Source organism: Macrococcus brunensis, from assembly GCF_004359615.1.
Taxonomy (GTDB): domain Bacteria; phylum Bacillota; class Bacilli; order Staphylococcales; family Staphylococcaceae; genus Macrococcus; species Macrococcus brunensis.
In genome coordinates this window covers 25,868-45,740 of sequence record NZ_SCWA01000013.1, presented here as the reverse complement: position 1 = coordinate 45,740, position 19,873 = coordinate 25,868, and the positions used below count along the sequence as shown (strand labels likewise).

Annotated in this window: 18 protein-coding genes; 5 read left to right on the top strand and 13 right to left on the bottom strand. The window is 41.6% G+C overall.

The features are described 5' to 3' along the window. A complete protein-coding gene (gene pepF, locus ERX27_RS08010; RefSeq protein WP_424960616.1) occupies positions 1-1,800 on the top strand; it encodes an oligoendopeptidase F in 1,800 nt (599 codons plus the stop codon). A 140-nt stretch (positions 1,801-1,940) separates the two neighbouring features. On the opposite strand, the gene ERX27_RS08005 is transcribed toward pepF, so the two are convergent. Beyond that, positions 1,941-2,810, bottom strand: coding sequence for a CvfB family protein (locus ERX27_RS08005; RefSeq protein WP_133432315.1), 870 nt, complete (start codon positions 2,808-2,810; stop codon positions 1,941-1,943). Positions 2,811-2,923: 113 nt separating this feature from the next. Between ERX27_RS08005 and ERX27_RS08000 the strand changes: the two genes are divergently transcribed. Beyond that, a complete protein-coding gene (locus ERX27_RS08000; protein WP_133432314.1) occupies positions 2,924-4,525 on the top strand; it encodes an ABC-F family ATP-binding cassette domain-containing protein in 1,602 nt (533 codons plus the stop codon). A gap of 187 nt (positions 4,526-4,712) precedes the next feature. Here the strand turns inward: ERX27_RS08000 and cspA are convergent, their stop codons facing one another. Together cspA and ERX27_RS07990 are read right to left on the bottom strand one after the other, a co-directional pair. Beyond that, positions 4,713-4,913, bottom strand: a complete 201-nt coding sequence (gene cspA, locus ERX27_RS07995) for a cold shock protein CspA (RefSeq protein WP_016912585.1) — start codon at positions 4,911-4,913, stop codon at positions 4,713-4,715. Between the two features lie 173 nt (positions 4,914-5,086). Beyond that, positions 5,087-5,380 carry a DUF1033 family protein gene (locus ERX27_RS07990; protein WP_133432313.1) on the bottom strand — a complete coding sequence of 98 codons (294 nt, stop codon included), beginning with the start codon at positions 5,378-5,380 and terminating at the stop codon, positions 5,087-5,089. Between the two features lie 146 nt (positions 5,381-5,526). On the opposite strand from ERX27_RS07990, the gene ERX27_RS11645 reads away from it, so the two are divergent. Genes ERX27_RS11645 through ERX27_RS07975 form a run of 3 tightly spaced genes read left to right on the top strand, consistent with a single transcriptional unit; the run spans position 5,527 to position 7,658 of the window. Continuing rightward, positions 5,527-5,793 carry an acylphosphatase gene (locus ERX27_RS11645; RefSeq protein ID WP_133432334.1) on the top strand — a complete coding sequence of 89 codons (267 nt, stop codon included), beginning with the start codon at positions 5,527-5,529 and terminating at the stop codon, positions 5,791-5,793. A 25-nt stretch (positions 5,794-5,818) separates the two neighbouring features. Next, the gene (locus ERX27_RS07980) at positions 5,819-6,541 is read left to right on the top strand and encodes a 5-bromo-4-chloroindolyl phosphate hydrolysis family protein (protein ID WP_165983131.1); all 723 of its coding nucleotides are present in this window, start codon (positions 5,819-5,821) and stop codon (positions 6,539-6,541) included. Beyond that, positions 6,522-7,658, top strand: a complete 1,137-nt coding sequence (locus ERX27_RS07975; RefSeq protein WP_133432311.1) for a toxic anion resistance protein — start codon at positions 6,522-6,524, stop codon at positions 7,656-7,658. The genes ERX27_RS07980 and ERX27_RS07975 overlap by 20 nt, the downstream gene beginning before the upstream one ends. 13 nt (positions 7,659-7,671) lie before the next feature. On the opposite strand, the gene brnQ is transcribed toward ERX27_RS07975, so the two are convergent. From brnQ to ERX27_RS07925, 10 genes are all read right to left on the bottom strand, one after another. Then, a complete protein-coding gene (gene brnQ, locus ERX27_RS07970; protein ID WP_133432310.1) occupies positions 7,672-9,009 on the bottom strand; it encodes a branched-chain amino acid transport system II carrier protein in 1,338 nt (445 codons plus the stop codon). A gap of 89 nt (positions 9,010-9,098) precedes the next feature. Then, positions 9,099-10,934 carry a vWA domain-containing protein gene (locus ERX27_RS07965; protein ID WP_133432309.1) on the bottom strand — a complete coding sequence of 612 codons (1,836 nt, stop codon included), beginning with the start codon at positions 10,932-10,934 and terminating at the stop codon, positions 9,099-9,101. Beyond that, positions 10,934-11,716, bottom strand: a complete 783-nt coding sequence (locus ERX27_RS07960; protein ID WP_133432308.1) for an ATP-binding protein — start codon at positions 11,714-11,716, stop codon at positions 10,934-10,936. The genes ERX27_RS07965 and ERX27_RS07960 overlap by 1 nt, the downstream gene beginning before the upstream one ends. A gap of 40 nt (positions 11,717-11,756) precedes the next feature. Further along, positions 11,757-11,960: a DUF6501 family protein gene (locus ERX27_RS07955; RefSeq protein WP_133432307.1), complete on the bottom strand. Its 204-nt coding sequence runs from the start codon at positions 11,958-11,960 to the stop codon at positions 11,757-11,759. Beyond that, positions 11,960-12,901: a VOC family protein gene (locus ERX27_RS07950; RefSeq protein ID WP_133432306.1), complete on the bottom strand. Its 942-nt coding sequence runs from the start codon at positions 12,899-12,901 to the stop codon at positions 11,960-11,962. Before ERX27_RS07950 ends, ERX27_RS07955 begins: the two co-directional genes overlap by 1 nt. A 44-nt stretch (positions 12,902-12,945) precedes the next feature. Then, positions 12,946-14,187, bottom strand: coding sequence for a 2-oxoglutarate dehydrogenase complex dihydrolipoyllysine-residue succinyltransferase (gene odhB, locus ERX27_RS07945; protein WP_133432305.1), 1,242 nt, complete (start codon positions 14,185-14,187; stop codon positions 12,946-12,948). A 13-nt stretch (positions 14,188-14,200) separates the two neighbouring features. Then, the gene (locus ERX27_RS07940; RefSeq protein WP_133432304.1) at positions 14,201-16,954 is read right to left on the bottom strand and encodes a 2-oxoglutarate dehydrogenase E1 component; all 2,754 of its coding nucleotides are present in this window, start codon (positions 16,952-16,954) and stop codon (positions 14,201-14,203) included. A 105-nt stretch (positions 16,955-17,059) separates the two neighbouring features. Then, entirely contained in the window at positions 17,060-18,421 is a 1,362-nt protein-coding gene (locus ERX27_RS07935) for a sensor histidine kinase (protein WP_133432303.1), read from the bottom strand. Then, a complete protein-coding gene (locus ERX27_RS07930; protein ID WP_133432302.1) occupies positions 18,418-19,077 on the bottom strand; it encodes a response regulator transcription factor in 660 nt (219 codons plus the stop codon). The genes ERX27_RS07935 and ERX27_RS07930 overlap by 4 nt, the downstream gene beginning before the upstream one ends. Positions 19,078-19,248: 171 nt before the next feature. After that, positions 19,249-19,869 carry a phosphatase PAP2 family protein gene (locus ERX27_RS07925; RefSeq protein WP_133432301.1) on the bottom strand — a complete coding sequence of 207 codons (621 nt, stop codon included), beginning with the start codon at positions 19,867-19,869 and terminating at the stop codon, positions 19,249-19,251. Positions 19,870-19,873: the final 4 nt, after the last annotated feature.

Here is a 19,873-nt window from a genome sequence, read left to right as displayed (position 1 = left end):
TTGACAACATTAAGAAGTGAAGTAAACATCGAAGAAACATGGGACCTTAGTCCCCTATTTGAAAATGATGCTGCTTTCTATAGCAATCTGAAGGAAACAGTGTCAAAAGTCCATGCATTTAGTCAACAGTACAAAGGGACTCTGAATAATGCAGAGACTGTTGAAGCGATGCTGAACGCCTACGCTCAGATTACAGAGGCTATCGACCGACTAGGTAATTACGCCAGCCTGAACTTAAGCGTCGATCAGACCAATGCAGAAGCACAGAAACTGATAGGTCAGTTCGGTACAGCCTATGATGAGATGGCAAGTGCCCTGTCATTCATAGACTCAGAACTACTTGCTTTAGAAGCGGATAAACTTGAGGAAATTAAAAATAATTCTAAACAATATCAGCGTTATCTAGAGAAGCTTGTTAAAAGAAAACCACATCAGCTGCACCCAGAAGTTGAGAAAGCACTTGCTGCATTCTCATCTACATTTAGTGCACCATACGGTCTCTACGATACAACTAAGATGCTCGACATCGATTTTGGTACGTTCGAAGCTCACGGTAAAGAGATTCCGATGAACTACGTGTCATTTGAAGGTGAACTGGAAGTTGATGGCGACACAGAAGTCAGACGAAACGCTTTTCGCAAGTTCTCGGATACACTGAAGAAATATGAAAATACAACGGCTAAGACCTACAATATGACAGTACAGCAGGAAAAAACGGAATCTAAGCTTCGTGGCTATGACTCTGTTATCGATTTTCTCCTTGAAAGACAGGAAGTTTCACGTGAACTCTACAACCGTCAGATTGATTTAATCACAACGGAACTTGCACCCCATATGCGTCGTTACGCTAAATTACTGCAGAAGACGAATCATCTGGATACGATGAAGTTCGAGGATCTCAAGATATCACTCGACGAGACATATGAACCAGAGATTACTGTAGCTGAGTCTCAGGACTATATTAATAAGGCACTATCAATTATGGGTGAAGATTATATGCAGCTGGTAGATGATGCGTACAATAAACGTTATATCGACTTCGTTCAGAACAAAGGGAAATCGACAGGTGCATTCTGTGCAAGTCCTTATTCAACGAATCCGTTCATCCTGATCTCATGGACTTCTAAGATGACAGAAGTCTTTGTCCTGGCTCATGAACTGGGCCATGCAGGACATTTCAATCTGGCAAACAAGCACCAGAATATCTTTGACGCAGAAAGTTCGCTGTACTTCGTAGAGGCGCCGAGTACAATGAACGAGATGCTCATGGCGAACTACTTGCTTAAAGAATCTGATGATCCTAAATTTAAGCGCTGGGTTATCGCGACCATCATCTCACGCACCTATTACCATAACTTCGTCACTCACCTGCTGGAAGCAGCTTATCAGCGTGAAGTCTATAACCAGGTTGATGCAGGCGAACAGCTGTCAGCACCTTTACTGAATGACATTAAAAAAAAGGTCATTTCTGACTTCTGGGGAGAAACAGTAGAAATGACCGAGGGAGCTGAACTGACCTGGATGCGTCAGCCTCATTATTATATGGGCCTTTATCCATATACTTATTCTGCCGGACTGACAATTGCGACATTGATGGCTAAACGCATCAATGAAGAAGGACAGAGCGCTGTTCAGGACTGGATTGAAGTCTTAAAAGCAGGCGGCTCTAAAACACCTGTTGAGCTCGCCAAGATGGCTGGAATAGATTTAACGACTGATGCGCCGCTTAAAGAAACAATCGCTTATATCGGTTCATTAGTAGATGAACTCGAAAAGCTGACAGAAGAAATCGGCGAATAATAAAAAGGATTATCCGTAATGGATAATCCTTTTTTAATGTCACTTTATTTTAAACACTTATAATATAATGACTTATTAAATTACCATTGATTCCTTGATATGAAAGAAATCCCTCGCTATTAATATAGCGAGGGACCCTATTATATTTTCTTGATTTTATCTGTTTCAATCGTGATTCTTTTCTCTTTGTACAACTTTCCAATCGCACGTTTGAAACTACCTTTACTCATTTTGAAGACTTCGCGGATTGCTTCTGGATCTGATTTATCAGAGAACGGCAATTCACCATTATATTCATCCAGCATCGAAAGAATCATCTCACTGTCATCGTCCATGCGTTCATGAGCTAACGGCAGAAATGAACCATTTAGTTCACCATTTTCTTTATGACCAATGATACGGACTTCTACTTTTTCACCGAGTCTTGGCTCAGAACGTCGTTCGCTTTCATGAACAAAAATCTTATAGCCTTCTTTTGATAACAGAAACGTTCCGATTTTAAGCAGACGATATGGATAAGCTTCAATTGTGGTATGCAGTAGTTCTTCTTTAGCAGGTGTATATAATGACGTCACCATTGTCTCAGATGCCAGTCGAGCGTATATCTGGTCATTACGATCAACACGGAGCGTACAGAAGAGCTCGTCGCCGTTTTCCGGCCAGACTTCTTTCAGCTTAGGTAGATCTTCCCATGGGATGATGATTTCACGCGGCAGACCGATATCAACAGTCACACCATCTCTATCTTTTTTAATAACTTTTACCCAGTCGTATTTGTTGGTCGTGATGACCGGCATATTCTGAGTCGCAAACAAGTCACCTGTTCGACCGGGGTAGACGAAGAAGCTGTAGTCTTCACCTACTTCAAGTTCGTCGCCTTCTTCGATCTCAGAGGCATTCAGTTTCACTTCTTCATTATTCGGTCCTAGTAATCGGTAAGTCGATCCTTCCAGTCCCGCTACTTTCAGAAAGTCGATACTTCCTGATAAACGTTGTTCATTGTTCTCCATAAAAACTCCTTCAGTGCTTTTTGTTTATTATAACATCCATATAGAATAAAGTATAAGAAGCGGGTGAAAATATGTTATAATTTTGAACGGAAATAAATATTAAGGAGAATGTTATGTTACAAGTATCTAATGTCAGTCTTCGTTTCGGTGACCGTAAATTATTTGAAGACGTTAATATTAAATTCACGCCGGGCAACTGCTACGGTCTCATCGGTGCAAATGGTGCCGGCAAATCGACTTTCCTGAAAATCTTATCAGGCGAACTCGACTCTCAGACAGGGAATGTCTCTTTAGGTAAAGATGAACGTCTCTCAGTCTTAAAGCAGGATCACTTTGCGTACGAAAATGAACGTGTACTTGACGTTGTTCTTCGCGGTAATGAGAAACTGTGGAATGTCATGACAGAGAAAAATGAAATCTACATGAAGCCTGACTTCAGTGACGCGGACGGCATGCGTGCTGCTGAACTTGAAGGTGAATTCGGTGAAATGGGCGGCTGGACAGCTGAATCAGACGCTCAAGTTTTATTATCAGGCTTAGGTATAAAAGAAGAGCTCCATGACAAACAGATGTCTGAACTTGAAAACAATCAAAAAATCAAAGTGTTACTCGCGCAGGCTATCTTCGGTGAACCTGATGTTCTCTTACTCGATGAGCCTACCAATGGTCTCGATATCCCTGCCATCAGCTGGTTAGAAGATTTTCTGATCAACTTTGAGAACACAGTTATCGTTGTATCCCATGACCGTCACTTCTTAAACAACGTATGTACGCATATCGCTGACCTGGATTACGGCAAGATTAAAATCTACGTCGGTAACTATGACTTCTGGTATCAATCAAGCCAACTTGCTCAGCAGATGTTACAGGACTCAAACAAGAAAAAAGAAGAGAAAATCAAGGAATTACAGGACTTCGTTGCTCGTTTCAGTGCAAACGCATCTAAATCAAAACAGGCGACAAGCCGTAAGAAAATGCTCGAGAAGATCGAACTGGATGATATCCAGCCTTCTTCACGTAAATATCCTTTCGTCAACTTCAAACCAGAACGTGAAATCGGTAACGACCTTCTTTCTGTACAAGGTCTTACTAAAACCGTTGATGGCGTAAAAGTACTGGATAATGTTTCATTCACAATGAACCCAAATGATAAAGCTGTCCTAGTCGGCGATTCAGAGATTGCGAAGACAACGCTGCTTAAAATCCTTGCAGGTGAACTGGAAGCAGATGAAGGTACTTACAAATGGGGTATCACAACGTCTCAAAGTTATCTGCCAAAAGATAACTCAGAGTTCTTTGAAGGTAAGAATGTTGACCTGGTGGAATGGTTACGTCAGTATGCCCCACCTGAAGAGCAGACAGAAACATTTTTACGTGGCTTCCTCGGTCGTATGCTCTTCTCTGGTGAAGAAGTACGTAAGAAAGCAACCGTTCTTTCAGGGGGAGAAAAAGTACGCTGTATGTTATCTAAGATGATGCTTTCGTCTGCGAACGTTCTTCTACTCGATGAACCGACAAACCACTTAGATTTAGAAAGTATTACAGCAGTCAATGATGGTTTAAAAGCATTCAAAGGATCTCTCATCTTTACTTCTTATGACTTTGAGTTCATTAATACCATCGCCAACCGCGTCATTGACTTAAATGTCCCTGGCGGTCTTTCAAAAGAAATTACTTATGAAGAATATCTTAAAGAACAAGGTGTTCTGAAATAATAGATGCCCTGCTTAATGCAGGGTATTTTTTTATTCTCGTTTTTATATTCTCTATTGTGAATTATATTTTTTAATAATTTATTAAGTTTACATAATATATTTATATTAATTTTTAAAAGTTAAATAAAAAATAGAGCACCCCGGCATTAACCGGGGTGCTCTATTAACGTTCATCTATAATTATAAATTATAATTTAACAACGTTAGCTGCTTGTGGTCCGCGGTCGCCTTCAACGACTTCGAATTCCACTGCTTGGCCTTCTTCTAATGATTTGTAGCCTTCTTGATTGATCGCTGAGAAATGTACGAATACATCATTTTCTCCTTCGATTTCGATGAAGCCAAATCCTTTTTCTGCATTAAACCATTTAACTGTACCTTGTTTCATTATGAAACCTCCAACACTGAAAATTCAATATGCATTATTTGCATATTACAAAATAAATAACGCTTACTTACTTTGTAATATGCAGATAACGCTTACTGGTTGTTATCATTATAAAATAACACAAATGGTTATGCAATACAGTTTTTTGTAAAGTTTAGCGTTTACAATTTTACTTAATTGTAATAAATTTCTCCATTTCTTAAAGTAATCAAGCTGTAGAATATCTGCAGATCTTCTTCGCAATCTTCACAGTATTGCAGTTCACAGTTATTATAAAAAGCGTGTATTTGATACTTCCCTATCAGTTCGTTAGTAAACTTTTCTCGCATCAGTTTCAGACGCTCCTGATAGACTCTCTCAAACTTCTCTTCAGTATCAGCTTGTTCCTGATGAATGATATGGTCCTGCCAACCTTCAAAAAGCCACCAGCCTTCATAATCTGCCCGTATGATGATGACTTCCCACATGCGAATCCCTTCTTTCATAAGTTCTACACTATTATGTGAGTATTCTGCAATATTTTCAAGCAATTGACTTAGCGATGCGATTTATTAGGAATTTCAGCATGAAATACATATAATTGAAATAAAGAGAAATGAAGAGGTGAAAAACTCTGATTACTGAACATTATAAAATATTTGGTAGAGTTCAAGGTGTCGGATTTAGAAATGCGACAGCTTCACATGCTAAAAAGTTTCCTGTAACAGGTACTGGCGCGAATGTTGAAGACTATGTAGAGATCTTTGTCTCAGGAAACAAGAATGATATTCATGCATTTATGGAACGTATATTAAAAGGTCCTACCATGTTTGCTAAAGTCTCCTCTAACACCTGTGAACAACTTCCTTATCAGGACTTTAAGCAGTTCAAACAAATATAGGAATTTCATTAAAGGAATGAAGCATATGAAATATAATATTTCTTATTATTTAGGTGCCATTTTTGCGGTGCCTATTACTTTAATCGTCGGTTTTATCAGCACAACATATTTTGCGTTTGATCAATGGCTTGACTGGCTGATTATGCTGGGTGGTTATATCGGTGCATATATCCCCATCCAGCTGACGACTTCTAAACAATATTTAAACGAAGCGGGACTCTCACGTCGAGAATTTAAATATATTCGTAAGCACTTGAATGAGGCCCGTCCTAAAATCAAGACTTTAATGTCTCAGTACACTAAGGTGCGGAGTATTAAAGATTTCAAGTCTGTAATTGAAATCAATCGTATTGCGCGTATCATTTATAAAACCGTTCAGAAACAGCCTAATAAATTTTTCAAAGTTGACAGTTTCTTTTTTACACATCTCGATAATACGGTCAACCTTGTCGATCATTATATGACACTGGTCAGAATGCCCCATAAGAATCAGGAAGAAATGGCTCAGCTGCAGGCTGCACGGTTGACACTTGAAGAACTGAAACGGACTTTGCAGGCCGATCTGCGTGCATTAAACTCAGAAGATTTTCAAGCGATGTCTGTTGAAGTGGATCTCGCCAAAATCAACCAGCCTAAAATACAAGAAAAAGTAACACCGCAACTTGAAACCGAGGAACTCGTAAAAGTACCTGTCATCAAAAAACGCCAAGAAGAAAGGATTTTTGATAATGAACAACGATTTAATTAATGACTTAACAGCCAACCCTTTTGCGGAGACTATCAGCCCTGCTACTGCCCCATTACAACAGGTCGATACCATTTCTCCTGAGAAGCGTGAAAAAATCAATCAGATTAAACATCAGATCAAACCACTCGATAATGAAAATTTACTGATGTACGGTGCAGGCGCACAAGCTAAACTTTCTCAGTTTTCTCAGCAGATCCTTGATGAAGTTCAGCGTAAAGATGTTGCTCCGATTGGTGATAATTTAGATAAATTAATGAAAAAACTGCGTGAAATCGATCCAGATGAACTGAGCCAGACTGAAAAGTCAACGATTAAACGCCTGTTCAAACGTGTTGGGGCGACTGTTAACGAATTGATGTCTAAATATCAATCAGTCTCTGGCCAAATCGACCGTATTTCAGTAGAACTGAACCACTCTAAAGATGTACTGATGAAAGACGTTGCTCTTTTGGACCGTTTATATGAGGAAAACCGCGCTTATTTTGAAGCACTCGATATGTTCATCATGGCTGCAGAAGAAAAACGTGATGAACTAAATGCGAGCCTTCCTGAACTGCAGCAAAAAGCAAGCATCTCAAACGACCAGTTAGCCGTCCAGGAACTAAATGATATGCGCCAGTATATTAACCGTCTTGATAAACGTGTCTATGACCTGAAACTTTCACGCCAGATTACACTGCAGTCTGCACCTCAGATTCGTATGATACAGGACGTTAACTCGACATTAGCAGAAAAAATTCAGAGTTCAATTTTAACAAGTATTCCATTATGGAAAAACCAGATGGCTATTGCATTGTCACTCATGCATCAGCAAAAGGCTTCTAAAGCACAGCAGCAAGTCACTAATACAACAAATGAACTGCTTTTAAAAAATTCAGAGATGTTAAAAACAAACACCATTATGACTGCACAGGAAAACGAACGTGGAATTGTTGAGATAGAGACGCTTAAAACGACTCAGAACAATATTGTAGAAACGATCCGTGAGACTTTAAGTATACAGGCTGAAGGTGCTTCTAAACGCCGCGCAGCTGAAGCAGAATTAACGAAGATGGAACAGGAACTGAAAACACAGCTCCTGCAATTACAGCAAGAGAAAAACCAGACGAACTTCTAGTTCGTCTGGTTTTTTAGTTGAATTTGATTTTAGGTTGTTTTGCTCCAAAGATAAGTCCGAGTACATAGCCCGCGAGTGCAAAGAGTAACCACTCCATTGACTGCGCCTTTAACGGTAAGTGATTCATAAGAGGGAACTGCAGCAGTCCAACATCTTTACTGGACAGCACCGAAAGAACAGCAATGATAGTAACGAAAGCCATTGCTATCTGATAAGACAGTCTTGGAGTCGGTATGAATTTAGATAAAATAACGAGTAACACAAGTGTCATACCTATCGGATAAAGAACCATCAGGACTGGCACAGAAGTTGCTATAACTTGCTGTAAGCCTTGATTCGCTAACAACAAGCTGAACAACGTAAAGATAACAACATAAACTTTGTAAGAGATCTTTGGGAAAATCTCATAGAAATATTCACTGACTGCAACGATTAATCCGATAGAAGTAGTCAGACACGCAAGCGTTACAATGACACCAATCAAGACTTTACCAAATCCACCGAATGCATCATTGGCCATATGTGTCAGCAGGTAAGTTCTGATGTCGAGGCCATTCTTATCAATGAAGGCCAGCTGCTCACCTGACAATGGATAATGATTCCCCATCCAGCCAAGCGTCAGATAGATAAATCCGAGTGCACCTGCCGCAATGAGAGCAGCTAGCATCGTCGGTTTCAGAAGGCCTGTCTCTTTCGTAAATCCTTTATCTTTCACCGCATTCAATACAATCACAGAGAAAGCAATAGCTGCAATGGCGTCCATCGTCAAGTAGCCTTCTGTGAATCCAGTGAAGAAACTACCTGTGCCCGATGTAAAAGTCTCTGTATCCGTTGGTGTAGATGCGTTACCAGAGAAAATAAAGATGCCACGGATAACAAGCAGCACAACTGATACAAGTAAGACAGGTGTCAGAATGGCACCAACCCGGTCAACCATCTTAGAGGGATTAATGGCGAGCCAGAGAGAAATACCGAAATACACTAACGTAAACAAGAATAAAGACAATTTAGAAGGACCACCTATAAACGGAACTAAAGCCATTTCATAAGAAGTTGCACCTGTTCGGGGTATCGCAAATAAAGGTCCAATAGTTAAATAGATGGCGATCAGAAAAATGACGCCAAAGACAGGATGAACATTCTTTAAAGCAGCCTTATAGCCTCCTTCATCAAATGCACCGGCAATAATCGTGATAAGCGGAATCCCTACCCCTGTCACAATAAAACCGATGATAGCGGGCCAGAAAAACTCTCCGCTGATAAAGCCTAATTTAGGCGGGAAGATTAAGTTACCCGCTCCGAAAAAGATAGCGAATAACATAAAGCCAACCACGACTATTTTTTTGTTCATAAACTTCCTCCTAAAAGAAATAATTAATTGAAATTATATCACTTTAAAGGAATGAAGTCTATATTTTTCTGAAAATTTAAATTATTTATTTAGTGCAAAGATTGTAACAGCAATTTCTTCAGTAATGGCGAGATGACATAAGGTAGATTCTCTACGCCTTCTACAAAGACACAGTAGTCATTGTAGATGTTTTTAATCGTGTTTTCAACCGCTTCTGAGATCGGTGTCTGACTGAGGAAAACATTGATGACGAATATCCCTTCACGTCTCAGTTTCATTACTGCTTCATGCGTGTCGATAATCCCGTTCGATTCATATTGAAAGGCCGATGGTTCACCGTCTGAGAAGACAATCAGAAACTTCTGCTGTTCACTCCGTCTCTTCAGCATCTCCCCCGCTACTCTGATGGCCAGCCCATCACGGTTGTCATCCTGTGCCGCAATGGTTTCAATACCTGGCCCCATGTTTGGATTTAGAGACTGCTGATAGTTGATCAGATAGTCAAATATATTCAGTTGAACATTCTGATCTGAACTGAATGTATCCTCATTAAATGCGATGACTTCATGACGAATCAGCAGCTTTTTAAGCGTCTCATGAAAAAGGACGATTCCTTTTTTTGTTTCTTCCAGTTTGTCTTCCATACTGTAAGAGGCATCAACAAGCAATGTGAAAGTCGCATCCAATTCTTTTGACTGCTGGTCCTCCTTGTAGAACACACGTTTCTGGTCGTCCATAAACCAGTTGACAAGCTTACGGTCCAGTCTGCCCATCGCTAGCTGTCTGCGTGCGTTTTCATTTTGGTGTGCAATCGTCTTCTGTATGATGTTTGTCAGCTTTTTCACTTCAGACATGACTTCCTGCTGACTTATACTGTAATTCATGCGCGACTGCTCAGTCACTTTCGGTGTACGCCACTCAATGGCTACCTGTTCATTTTCAGCACCTAGTTCTTCAGCGATGTCTACACCTTCACCGTCTTTCTGAGTTGTACTCTGACCTCTACCCGCCATAATCTCAGATGGTTCATCAGATGCATGCCCTTCTCGTGCACTGTCACTCTCAGCACGGCTGTTCTGGCCTTCAGAGATTTCTGTCTGCATATAAGCGGATTCAGAAGCTGACTGACTGGTCTTTGCCTGCACGTCTTCAGTCTCATTTGACCCCGAAGCAGCATCTTTGCCGGACAGCTCTGTTGCCTTCTGCTCTTTGAAGCGTTTAATATCATCCAGGAGTTTGACCGGCAGGTAGTAATAGTCATTCAGCATATCTTTTGTTAAGAGCGGCTCAATGATGTACAGCAGACTGAGTGTCAGGTCGACAGTATCAGTGGTCGTCTTCAGTTCGAACAGTGCAGTTAAACGTTGTCTGATCAGCGCATTAAATTCATCGCTGAAATCCGTCTCAAAATTAAGGATATTGTCATTCAGGACCGCACGCTCTATCTTCAGAAACAGCAGGTCTGTCGGCATCTTCTTCGTCTCATAGACCTTGATCTGACTCAAGTTCTGCTGTCGCTTCAGTCGCATCCGTGTATCAAAATATTTGGCAGCTGCAGGTCTATGATGAAGCACTGTTTTCTGCAGCCGGTATTCTTCAAGCAGCATGAACAGCTGGTTGCGGAACTTTGTAAACTTCAGTTCTTCTGATAGCAGCTCATGGACTGCCTGCTGATCCATATACTGATAACCCATGCCATACAAGAGGCAATCGCTCTTCAGGGCATAGAGCTCATCCAGATCGGACCTATGCTTCCATTTGAAGCTGACATTCAGACTTTTTTCGAGCGGATCGTAGTAGCCAAATTTCTGAAAATTGACCTTAACTTCATTATCCTCCATGATGAGCTGCGCGAGGTCTGTCAGCATCATCAGCTGAGAGGCATCTATTTTCTCATCGTTGAATAGAATAAATTTTTCACTCATCAGAAAGTCAGTTCCATCGCGTTGATGATCGCCTGCTGTTCACGCTCATCTTCCAGTTTATCTACAATGGCACGTTTCACGGCACGTTCTATCGGCATGATAGTCGTCAAGTCTGAAAGGTCGAGAAGCGCACGGATAGAACTCGCTTCCTCGCTGATCTGACCTTGCTCCGCCATCGTCACAAGGTCATGGTTAAACTTCACGAGCTGCTCAATCAGCGCACTGTCCTGCAGTAACGTCTGCGTTTTGATGACTTCTTTCAAGGTATCACCTGAAATATAATCCATATCTATCACAACAAAGCGGTTCTTAAGTGCTTCATTCATTGGGAGCGTACCGACATAACCGACATTGATGGCTGCGATGACCGCAAAGTCCTCAGCCGCTGTAATGACTTCACCCGTAAATGGATTCGTGATGGTACGGCGGAAGTCGAGTACACCATTTAAAATAGGCAATGTCTCCGGCTTTGCCATATTGATTTCATCGATATAAAGCAGATGGCCTTCTTTCATCGCCTGGATGACAGGGCCTTCAACAAATGTGATGACAGATTCACCATCTACTATTTCAATGGTCTTGAAGCCGAGCAGACTCTCCGCATCAAGGTCGACTGAGCAGTTGATGCTGTGCATCGGGCGGTTGAGCTCATGTCTCAGCGTTTCAGCGAGCTTTGTTTTACCGGAACCTGTCGGCCCTTTCAGTAATATATTCTTGTTCAGTTTCAGCATATTGAGTGCATCTGTCTTTATCGCTGTATCTTCATTCTGATATAAGTTCATCTATATCTCCTATCCACAATAAAAAAGGGCTTACGCCCTTTTATACTTGTTCAAAATATTCTTTGTAATAGCCGCCTACTTTACCGCTATTATCTCTTATATGATAATACTCTTCCGTTTCATTGACAACATCATAGACTTGACCGATTGTCAGCATATCACTGACTTTATACTTCTTCGCGTCAGTATGGACGACTTTCACTTTTGCAATCGGTGCTTTATCGTGCCATTCTTCGTGTAACATTATAACGCATCCTTTCTGATGGATTTCAGCTGATCTGTTATCTCCTGGCGTCTGCTCTCCAGTTGTTCAGGCAGGCTTAAAGACTGACCGAGCGCATCGATATCTTCATCGACTGTAAATCCAGGTTCATCTGTAGCTAACTCAAATAATACACCACTTATGTCTCTGAAATAAAGCGATTTGAAATACTGACTATCGACGATGCCGGAATGCTGGATCTCCGCTTTATCCAGCATCTGCTCTGCAGCTTCAATATCGTCTATTCTGAATGCCGCATGATGAATACCTGCATGCTCAGCCTTCTCTGTATTCTGCTGCAGCAGATGAATTTCTCCGCCATTGCCGCCTGTTGCCATTGTAAAGACCTGTACCGGTTCCTGTGAAGCAGTATGTGCGTATTCTCCGGTACGCTCAAGTTTTAAGATCTGATGAAGGACAGAAGCTGTGATCAGGGAATGCTGCACCGTTATCAGAACAGGACCTATACCGTAAATCTGATGGATTGATTCAACTGGTGAAGCATCATCCGGTGTGCCGGCAAGCACACCCGTATTCGTCTCATCTGAAACTAAGTAGACGAGACGGTTATCACAGTCATAGAACGGCAGTGCATGCCTGCCGTTCAATTGAATGACCGCATCATGCTTGACGTTATAATCATCAAAGCGCAGTTTATAAGCATATAGACTGCGGTCAGTCGGAACTCGAAGAGAGTATGCAAAGATGCCATCATTGCCATCTTTAAAATCGCCCTCTACAAATGAGAGTGCTGTGCCCGGCTGACCTTTTTTATCCCCGAAATAAAGATGAGGGACTGAAGGCGTCTGATGGTCAACTGTCTGTTTAATCAGTTTCATCCCTAAAATATGATGATAAAAATCATAACACTGCTGGATATCCTTAGTATAGGCCGTGATATGATGAATCCCTAATAGTTTCATTTCTTATCCTCCATGAGATAAAGCCGGCTAATGCCGGCTCTAGATTAGCTTTCCAGTAATAAGTCTTCTGGATTTTCAATTAACTCTTTAACTGTTTTAAGGAAGCCTACTGCTTCTTTACCATCAATAATACGATGGTCATAGCTCAGTGCGATATACATCATCGGACGGTTTTCCATACGTTCCTTATCAATGGCGATTGGACGTGTGACGATAGAATGCATACCTAAAATAGCCGCCTGTGTGCCGTTTATAATAGGTGTAGACATCAGAGAACCGAAGACACCCCCATTTGTGATAGTGAATGACCCGTTCATCATGTCATCAAGTCCAAGTTTTTTGTCGCGTGCTTTTACAGCCAGATCATAAATACTGCCTTCAATTTCAGCAAAGTTCTTTTTGTCACAGTCGCGTACAATCGGTACTACGAGTCCTTCTTCAGTTGATACGGCGATACCGATATCATAGAACTGTTTCAGTACAAGATCGTCGCCATCAATTTCAGCGTTGACAGCCGGATACTTCTTGAGCGCAGCGACAACTGCTTTTGTGAAGAATGACATGAAGCCGAGACGAGTACCGTCGTGGTCTTCCTGGAACTTGTCTTTCTTACGTTTACGAAGATCCATGACATTTGTCATATCTACTTCATTGAATGTTGTCAGCATCGCAGTATTCTGTGAGACTTCGAGTAATTTATTCGCAATCGTTTTACGTCGACGTGACATTTTCTCACGGATCACCGGTTTAGCAGGGTTATCGTTTTTAGCAGCCGGAGCCGGTGCTTTTGCAGGAGCTGGAGCTGGTGCGTTAGCTGCATTGTCGACGTCATGACTTCTGATCAGACCACGCGGATCTTTAGCGTTGACTTCACTTAAATCGATACCCTGTTCACGTGCACGTTTACGAGCTGATGGTGTCGCAACGATACGTTCAGCTTTTGATTCCTCTACAGCCTGTTCAACTGTAGCCTCAGCCTGAGGTTGTTCAGCTTTAGGGGCTTCCGTTTTAGTCTCTGCTGGCGCTTCCGTTTTGGGTGCCGCACCTGAACCGTTTGCGTCTACAATTGCGATAACAGATCCTACTTCAACTGTATCGCCTTCTGCTGCTTTAAGCTCAGTAACGATACCTGCTTCTTCAGAAATCACTTCAACGTTGACTTTGTCTGTTTCCAATTCTACGATGTTCTCACCTTTTTCAACGTGATCGCCTACTTGCTTAAACCATGTAGAAATCGTTCCTTCTGTAATTGATTCTGCTAATTCTGGTACTCTGATCTCTGCCACTCTATTTTCCCCCTTAAATTGTTAAAGCATCCTGTATGATAGCGTTCTGAACTAACTTGTGTACTTCATTGTCACCTTCAGACGTACTAGAGCGCTTCACGCGACCATAGTACTTGATGGTTTTACCATTTGCCAGACTTTCCAGTTCCGGATAGATGTAATGCCATGCACCCTGGTTCTGCGGTTCTTCCTGCACAAACCCGATTTCAGCTGCATTTTTTAAATCCGTTATCATGTTTTTAAGTGCTTCTTCTGGTAATGGATAAAGCTGCTCCAGACGGATGAGTGCAATTTCATCATTTGGATTTTTCTGCAGTTCCGTATAGAGGTCAATAGCCACCTTACCGCTGGCAATCAGAATTTTCTTCACTTTTGTTTTCTTATAGCTGTCTGTGATGACCGGTCTGAACTGTCCTTCAGTAAATTCTTTGATCGGTCTTGAGACAAATGTATTACGCAAGAGACTCTTAGGTGTCATCATCACGAGTGGTCGCATCTGATCTGTATTCAGATAATGAGCCTGTTTTCTTAGCAGATGGAAATAGTTGGACGTACTCGTCAGGTTCGCCACTGTCCAGTTATTTTCAGCAGCGAGCTGCAGATAGCGTTCTAAGCGGGCAGACGAATGTTCCGGTCCCTGTCCCTCGTATGCATGAGGTAACAGTAAAGTCATACCCGATGTTTCGCCCCACTTAGCATGAGCACTTGAAATAAAGTTATCAAACATCATCTGCGCCATGTTGGAGAAGTCGCCATACTGCGCTTCCCATACCGTCATCGCATTTTTATTCTGAACATTATACCCATAATCAAATCCGACGACTGCCGCTTCTGATAATGGCGAGTTATGGATATCAAAAGATGCCTGTGCACCTTGAATATGTTTCAGTGGTGTATACTTCTCACCGGTCTTCTCGTCACTTAATACAGCGTGACGCTGTGCAAATGTTCCGCGCTCTGAATCCTGGCCAGTGAGACGTACAGGTTTACCATCCTGAATAATCGTACCGAAAGCGAGTAGTTCGGCATGTCCCCAGTCAACAAGACCGTCTTTCGTAAATGGATCCTGGCGACGTTCCAGTATCTTCGTTAACTTACTGAAAGGCGTGAATCCTTCGGGATAAGTCAGCATATCTTGATTCAGCTGTTCTAAAACCGCTAGGTCTACCCCAGTCTCCACATCACCCTGACCTGCAGCAACAACTTCCGGCATCGCCATCTCAGCATCCGTCTCTTTTTCATTCTTATCGATAGAATCGTGAGCGCTGCGCAGCTCCTCTTCAACATTCTTGAAGATCTGGTTCATCTCTTCTTCTGAAATAACGCCGTCAGCTACCAGTTTTTTACCATATAGAATCTCGATGGACGGATGTGTTTTGATTTCTTTGTACATCATCGGATTCGTAACAGATGGCTCATCCATTTCATTATGACCATAGCGGCGGTAACCCACTAAATCAATGACGAAATCATGGTGGAACGTCTGACGGAATTTCATTGCGAGTATGATGACATCTATACATGCTTCAATATCATCCGCATTGACGTGGACAATCGGCATATCATAGCCTTTTGCGATATCCGTTGCATAATTAGTCGAACGTGAATCCCAGCATTCAGTTGTAAAACCGACACGGTTATTCGTGATGATATGAAGAGAACCGCCAGTTTTGTATCCATCCAGATTGCTAAGGTTCATACTTTCAAAATTAATACCCTGACCTGGGAATGCTGCATCACCATGTACCAATACAGCTAAAGAACGGTTGATATCCTGTTCAGGCGCATTACCATTCGTTGCATCCTGAACAGCACGTGTTTTACCCAGCACAACTGGCGCCACGATTTCCAGATGACTTGGATTTTTCGCTAATTCAATAACTTGTTCACTTCCGTAACGCGTTGTCGTCTTAGTTCCGCCTAGATGATACTTCACATCGCCTGTCCAACCTCTCGAAATCTTCAGACTGCCATCCTCAGGTAAAAACTTAAGTGGATCGACATGCATAAATTCAGCCAGCATCATTTCGTATGGCTTCTCTAAAATATGAGTCAGAACGTTTAACCGACCGCGGTGTGCCATTCCGATCTGAATGTTGCCGATATCACTTTTACTCGATTCAGATAAAACTGTCTCAAGCATTGGAACAAGCGCGTCTACCCCTTCAATAGAGAAACGCTTAGCGCCGACGAAGTTTTTATGAATATATTTTTCAAACCCTTCAACATGTGCCACGCTTTTAAGCAATTTAATCTTATCTTCTTTAGAAAAAGCCTGTCGTCCTGCTATTTCAATCTCATTGATCAGCCAGTCACGCTCATCTGCATTATTGATGTGAGACATCTCGTAACCAATCGTACCCATATACACTTCACTTAGGTGACAGATCGCTTCATAGGCATTAGTAAACTGAGAAGCCAGTTTCTCTGAGACGAGTTTTGCCGGCAGTGCCTTCAAGTCTTCCTCAGTCAGACCAAATTCTTCTAATGTCAGTTTTGGCAGATGATCATACTCTCGTTTATATAATGGATAAATATCGCCCTTCAAATGGCCATACTGTCTGATATTATCAACTAATTGAATGACAGACTTCAGCTTTCCTGCATCCCCTGTTTTTACATCTCCAGAAGCAAGGACGCCAAAAAGCGCCTGCAGTTCTTCTGTCACTGATGCGGGATCATGATTATATTGATCCGCCATTTCCAGCAGATAACCTAGATTGGCACCGAAGCGGACAGGTGCTTCTTCAAGATTGTCTTTATTCATGCTGGTTCCCCCTTAATTTAAAGTAATAAAACGTTTACAACTCCTATTCTAGCACTGTGAATATTTATTTTGAAGAGTGAATAAGCAAATTTTTATAATTCAGAATTATGACTCGGGGAACTGAATGATGACTTTTGTATACTGCTCCCATTCACTTTCTATTCTAACTGTACCGTTGTAGCTTTCAATCATCTTCCTGGCAATAGACAGACCCAGTCCATTGCCTCCCATCTCGCGGGATCTAGACTTATCCACACGATAAAAACGGTCGAATATATACGGGATATCTTCAGGTGGAATGCCTGTGCCGTGATCGACTATTTCAATCTGCACCACTTTATTCTTTTTTGTCGTTCGAATTATGATGTGCTTGTTCTTCTGATCGTACTTGATGGCATTATCAAGAAAAATGAGAAGCAGCTGCTCAAACTGATAACGGTTGATATACAGCTTTATCCCTTTATTTGGTGAGTGATATTCAAATTTATAATCCTGATGAAGGTTCGCCAGTGACTTCAGTCTGCCGGCAATCTCCTCATTGATATCCACCACTTCTGTTTCCTGACGCAGATTGACACCCGTTTCCTTGGTCAGCAGCAGGAGCTCTTCAACTAACGTCGTGATTCTATTCATCTCACTCAGAGAAATATCAAGTGACTCTTCCAGTACTTCAGGCTTGTTTTTACCCCACCGTTTAATCAAGTTAAGATGGCCCTGAATAATCTGCAGCGGCGTGCGCAGTTCGTGAGACGCATCTTCTACAAACTGTTTCTGCTGATTAAAGGACGTCTCAAGCTGTGTCATCATATTGTTGAATGTTTCAATCATATCATCCGTCTCATAATAACCTTTCGGCATGACAAGACGATTCTGGAAGCCGTCTCGTTGAATCTGCTGCATCTGATCAGAAATACGTCTGATTGGTTTTGTAATCTGATTGGAGAAGAAGTAACTGATAACTGCTGAAACAAAAAGAGCAATAATCCCAAAGACAGAAGCAAAAATGACAACGACCTGTATATGGCTGTGGTACGTATCAAGCGGATGAATGATGGTTACAAAACCATTGAACCGCTCAGTATTGATTTCTGTTGTATAGGTGATATAACTGTCTTCACCTACATTCACTTCGACAGGTCGATTATGAATAGGAATCAAGTCAGGCTGATAAGTAATTTCACTCTCATTATTAAAAACTGCAAGCTTTTTACCATCAGGACCATAAATCATCAGTCGCTCACCTTCAGACATAGAGTTGCTAAAATCAGGTCTCTGGAAGTCATTTCCTAGATTCTTCAGTATATTGGCAGATTTGACACTGCTATTACGCGCAATCTGCCCCTCCTGATCCTTAAAGATAAGACCTACAATAAAAATGATAATCAGACTGAACAACATAAATATGACAAAAGTAACAGTTGTTGTCGTAATGATCCACTGTGTTTTAAGTGAAGTTGACTTGTTCATCGGATGACGTAGCCTACCCCTCTGACTGTTTCTATCATCGTCTGAAGATTAAATGGTTTCAACTTGTTTCTGAGGTAGCGGATATAGACATCGACTACATTAGTCTCCACTTCACTGTTATATCCCCAGACGTGTGTAAGAATCTGTTCACGTGTCAGGACATGATTGCGATTTTCCGCAAGCAATTTCAGCAGTTCAAATTCAGTCTTTGTCAGTTCCAGGTTAGTCGAACCAACAAAGACTTTAAAGGCATCTTCATCTATCGTCAGTTCACCGATGCGGAGCGTGTCCATCACCTCATTACGGCGCATAATAACCCGTAGTCTGGCTAACAGTTCCTCAATATCAAAAGGTTTGACGATGTAATCGTCAGCGCCGTGATCCAGCCCCGCTACTTTATCATGTGTATCCCCTTTAGCCGTGATCATGATAATAGGTGTCTCCTTTGCACTCCTTACTTTCCTGCAGACATCTAGTCCGTTCATCTTAGGCAGCATCAAGTCGAGCAAAATACAGTCATAATCATGGAGAAGTGCGAGCTTTAGTCCTTCTGCGCCGTCATTAGCAATCTCCACTTCATAATCTGCATAAGTCAGTTCTAGTTCTATAAAGCGTGCTAAGTTTTGTTCATCTTCAATAATTAGAATCTTTCGCATTTCCTTCACCTCATTTATCTAATCAAATCATAGCAAAACCCCTGAAATAAAACAAAGAACCTGACAGGGCTGTCAGGTTCTTTAATGGGCATAAAGGGGGTTACTGTGAAATTGATTCTGGAATAGAGGGGGAACTCTTAATTGAGAATCACTTTCAATTACTATTATATCTTATTGAGAACGATTGTCAATTAGTTTATGTAAAAAAACTTGAGACAGTAAAATACAGATAACGCCGCCCAGCATTCCCGCGATGACATCTGTCGGATAGTGAACGCCGAGATAAACACGTGAACTTGAAATCATCAGTACAGTCAAGACGCAAAGTCCGATAATATAAGGCTTATACTGTGAGTCACTACGGCTGACCAGAAAGGCTATACTGCCAAAGAATGTAGCGGAGCCCATGGCATGCCCGCTCGGGAAACTAAAGCCCGTAATATCAATCAGACGCAGTAAAGTCGGACGTTCACGGTCAAAGATATTTTTAAGGATCGGATTGAGGGCGCCCGATAAAATCATAGCGAGAGCAAAGAATAAAGCTTCTATCTTCATGCGTTTCAGCATTAAATAGCAGACGACGACTAATGACAGGAGAATCATACTCCACACTTCTCCAATCGTTGTGTAGCCGAGCATGATAGAAGTCGTGATGAAACTTTCAGAAGAATAAATAAATTCATAAACCTCGTTGTCGATCCATTTACCGAGACGTGACTCGTGGAAAAAAGCAATCATGCCAAAGATAAATGAAAAGATAAGTATGAGAGAGATGCGCTGTTTCTGAGACATTGTT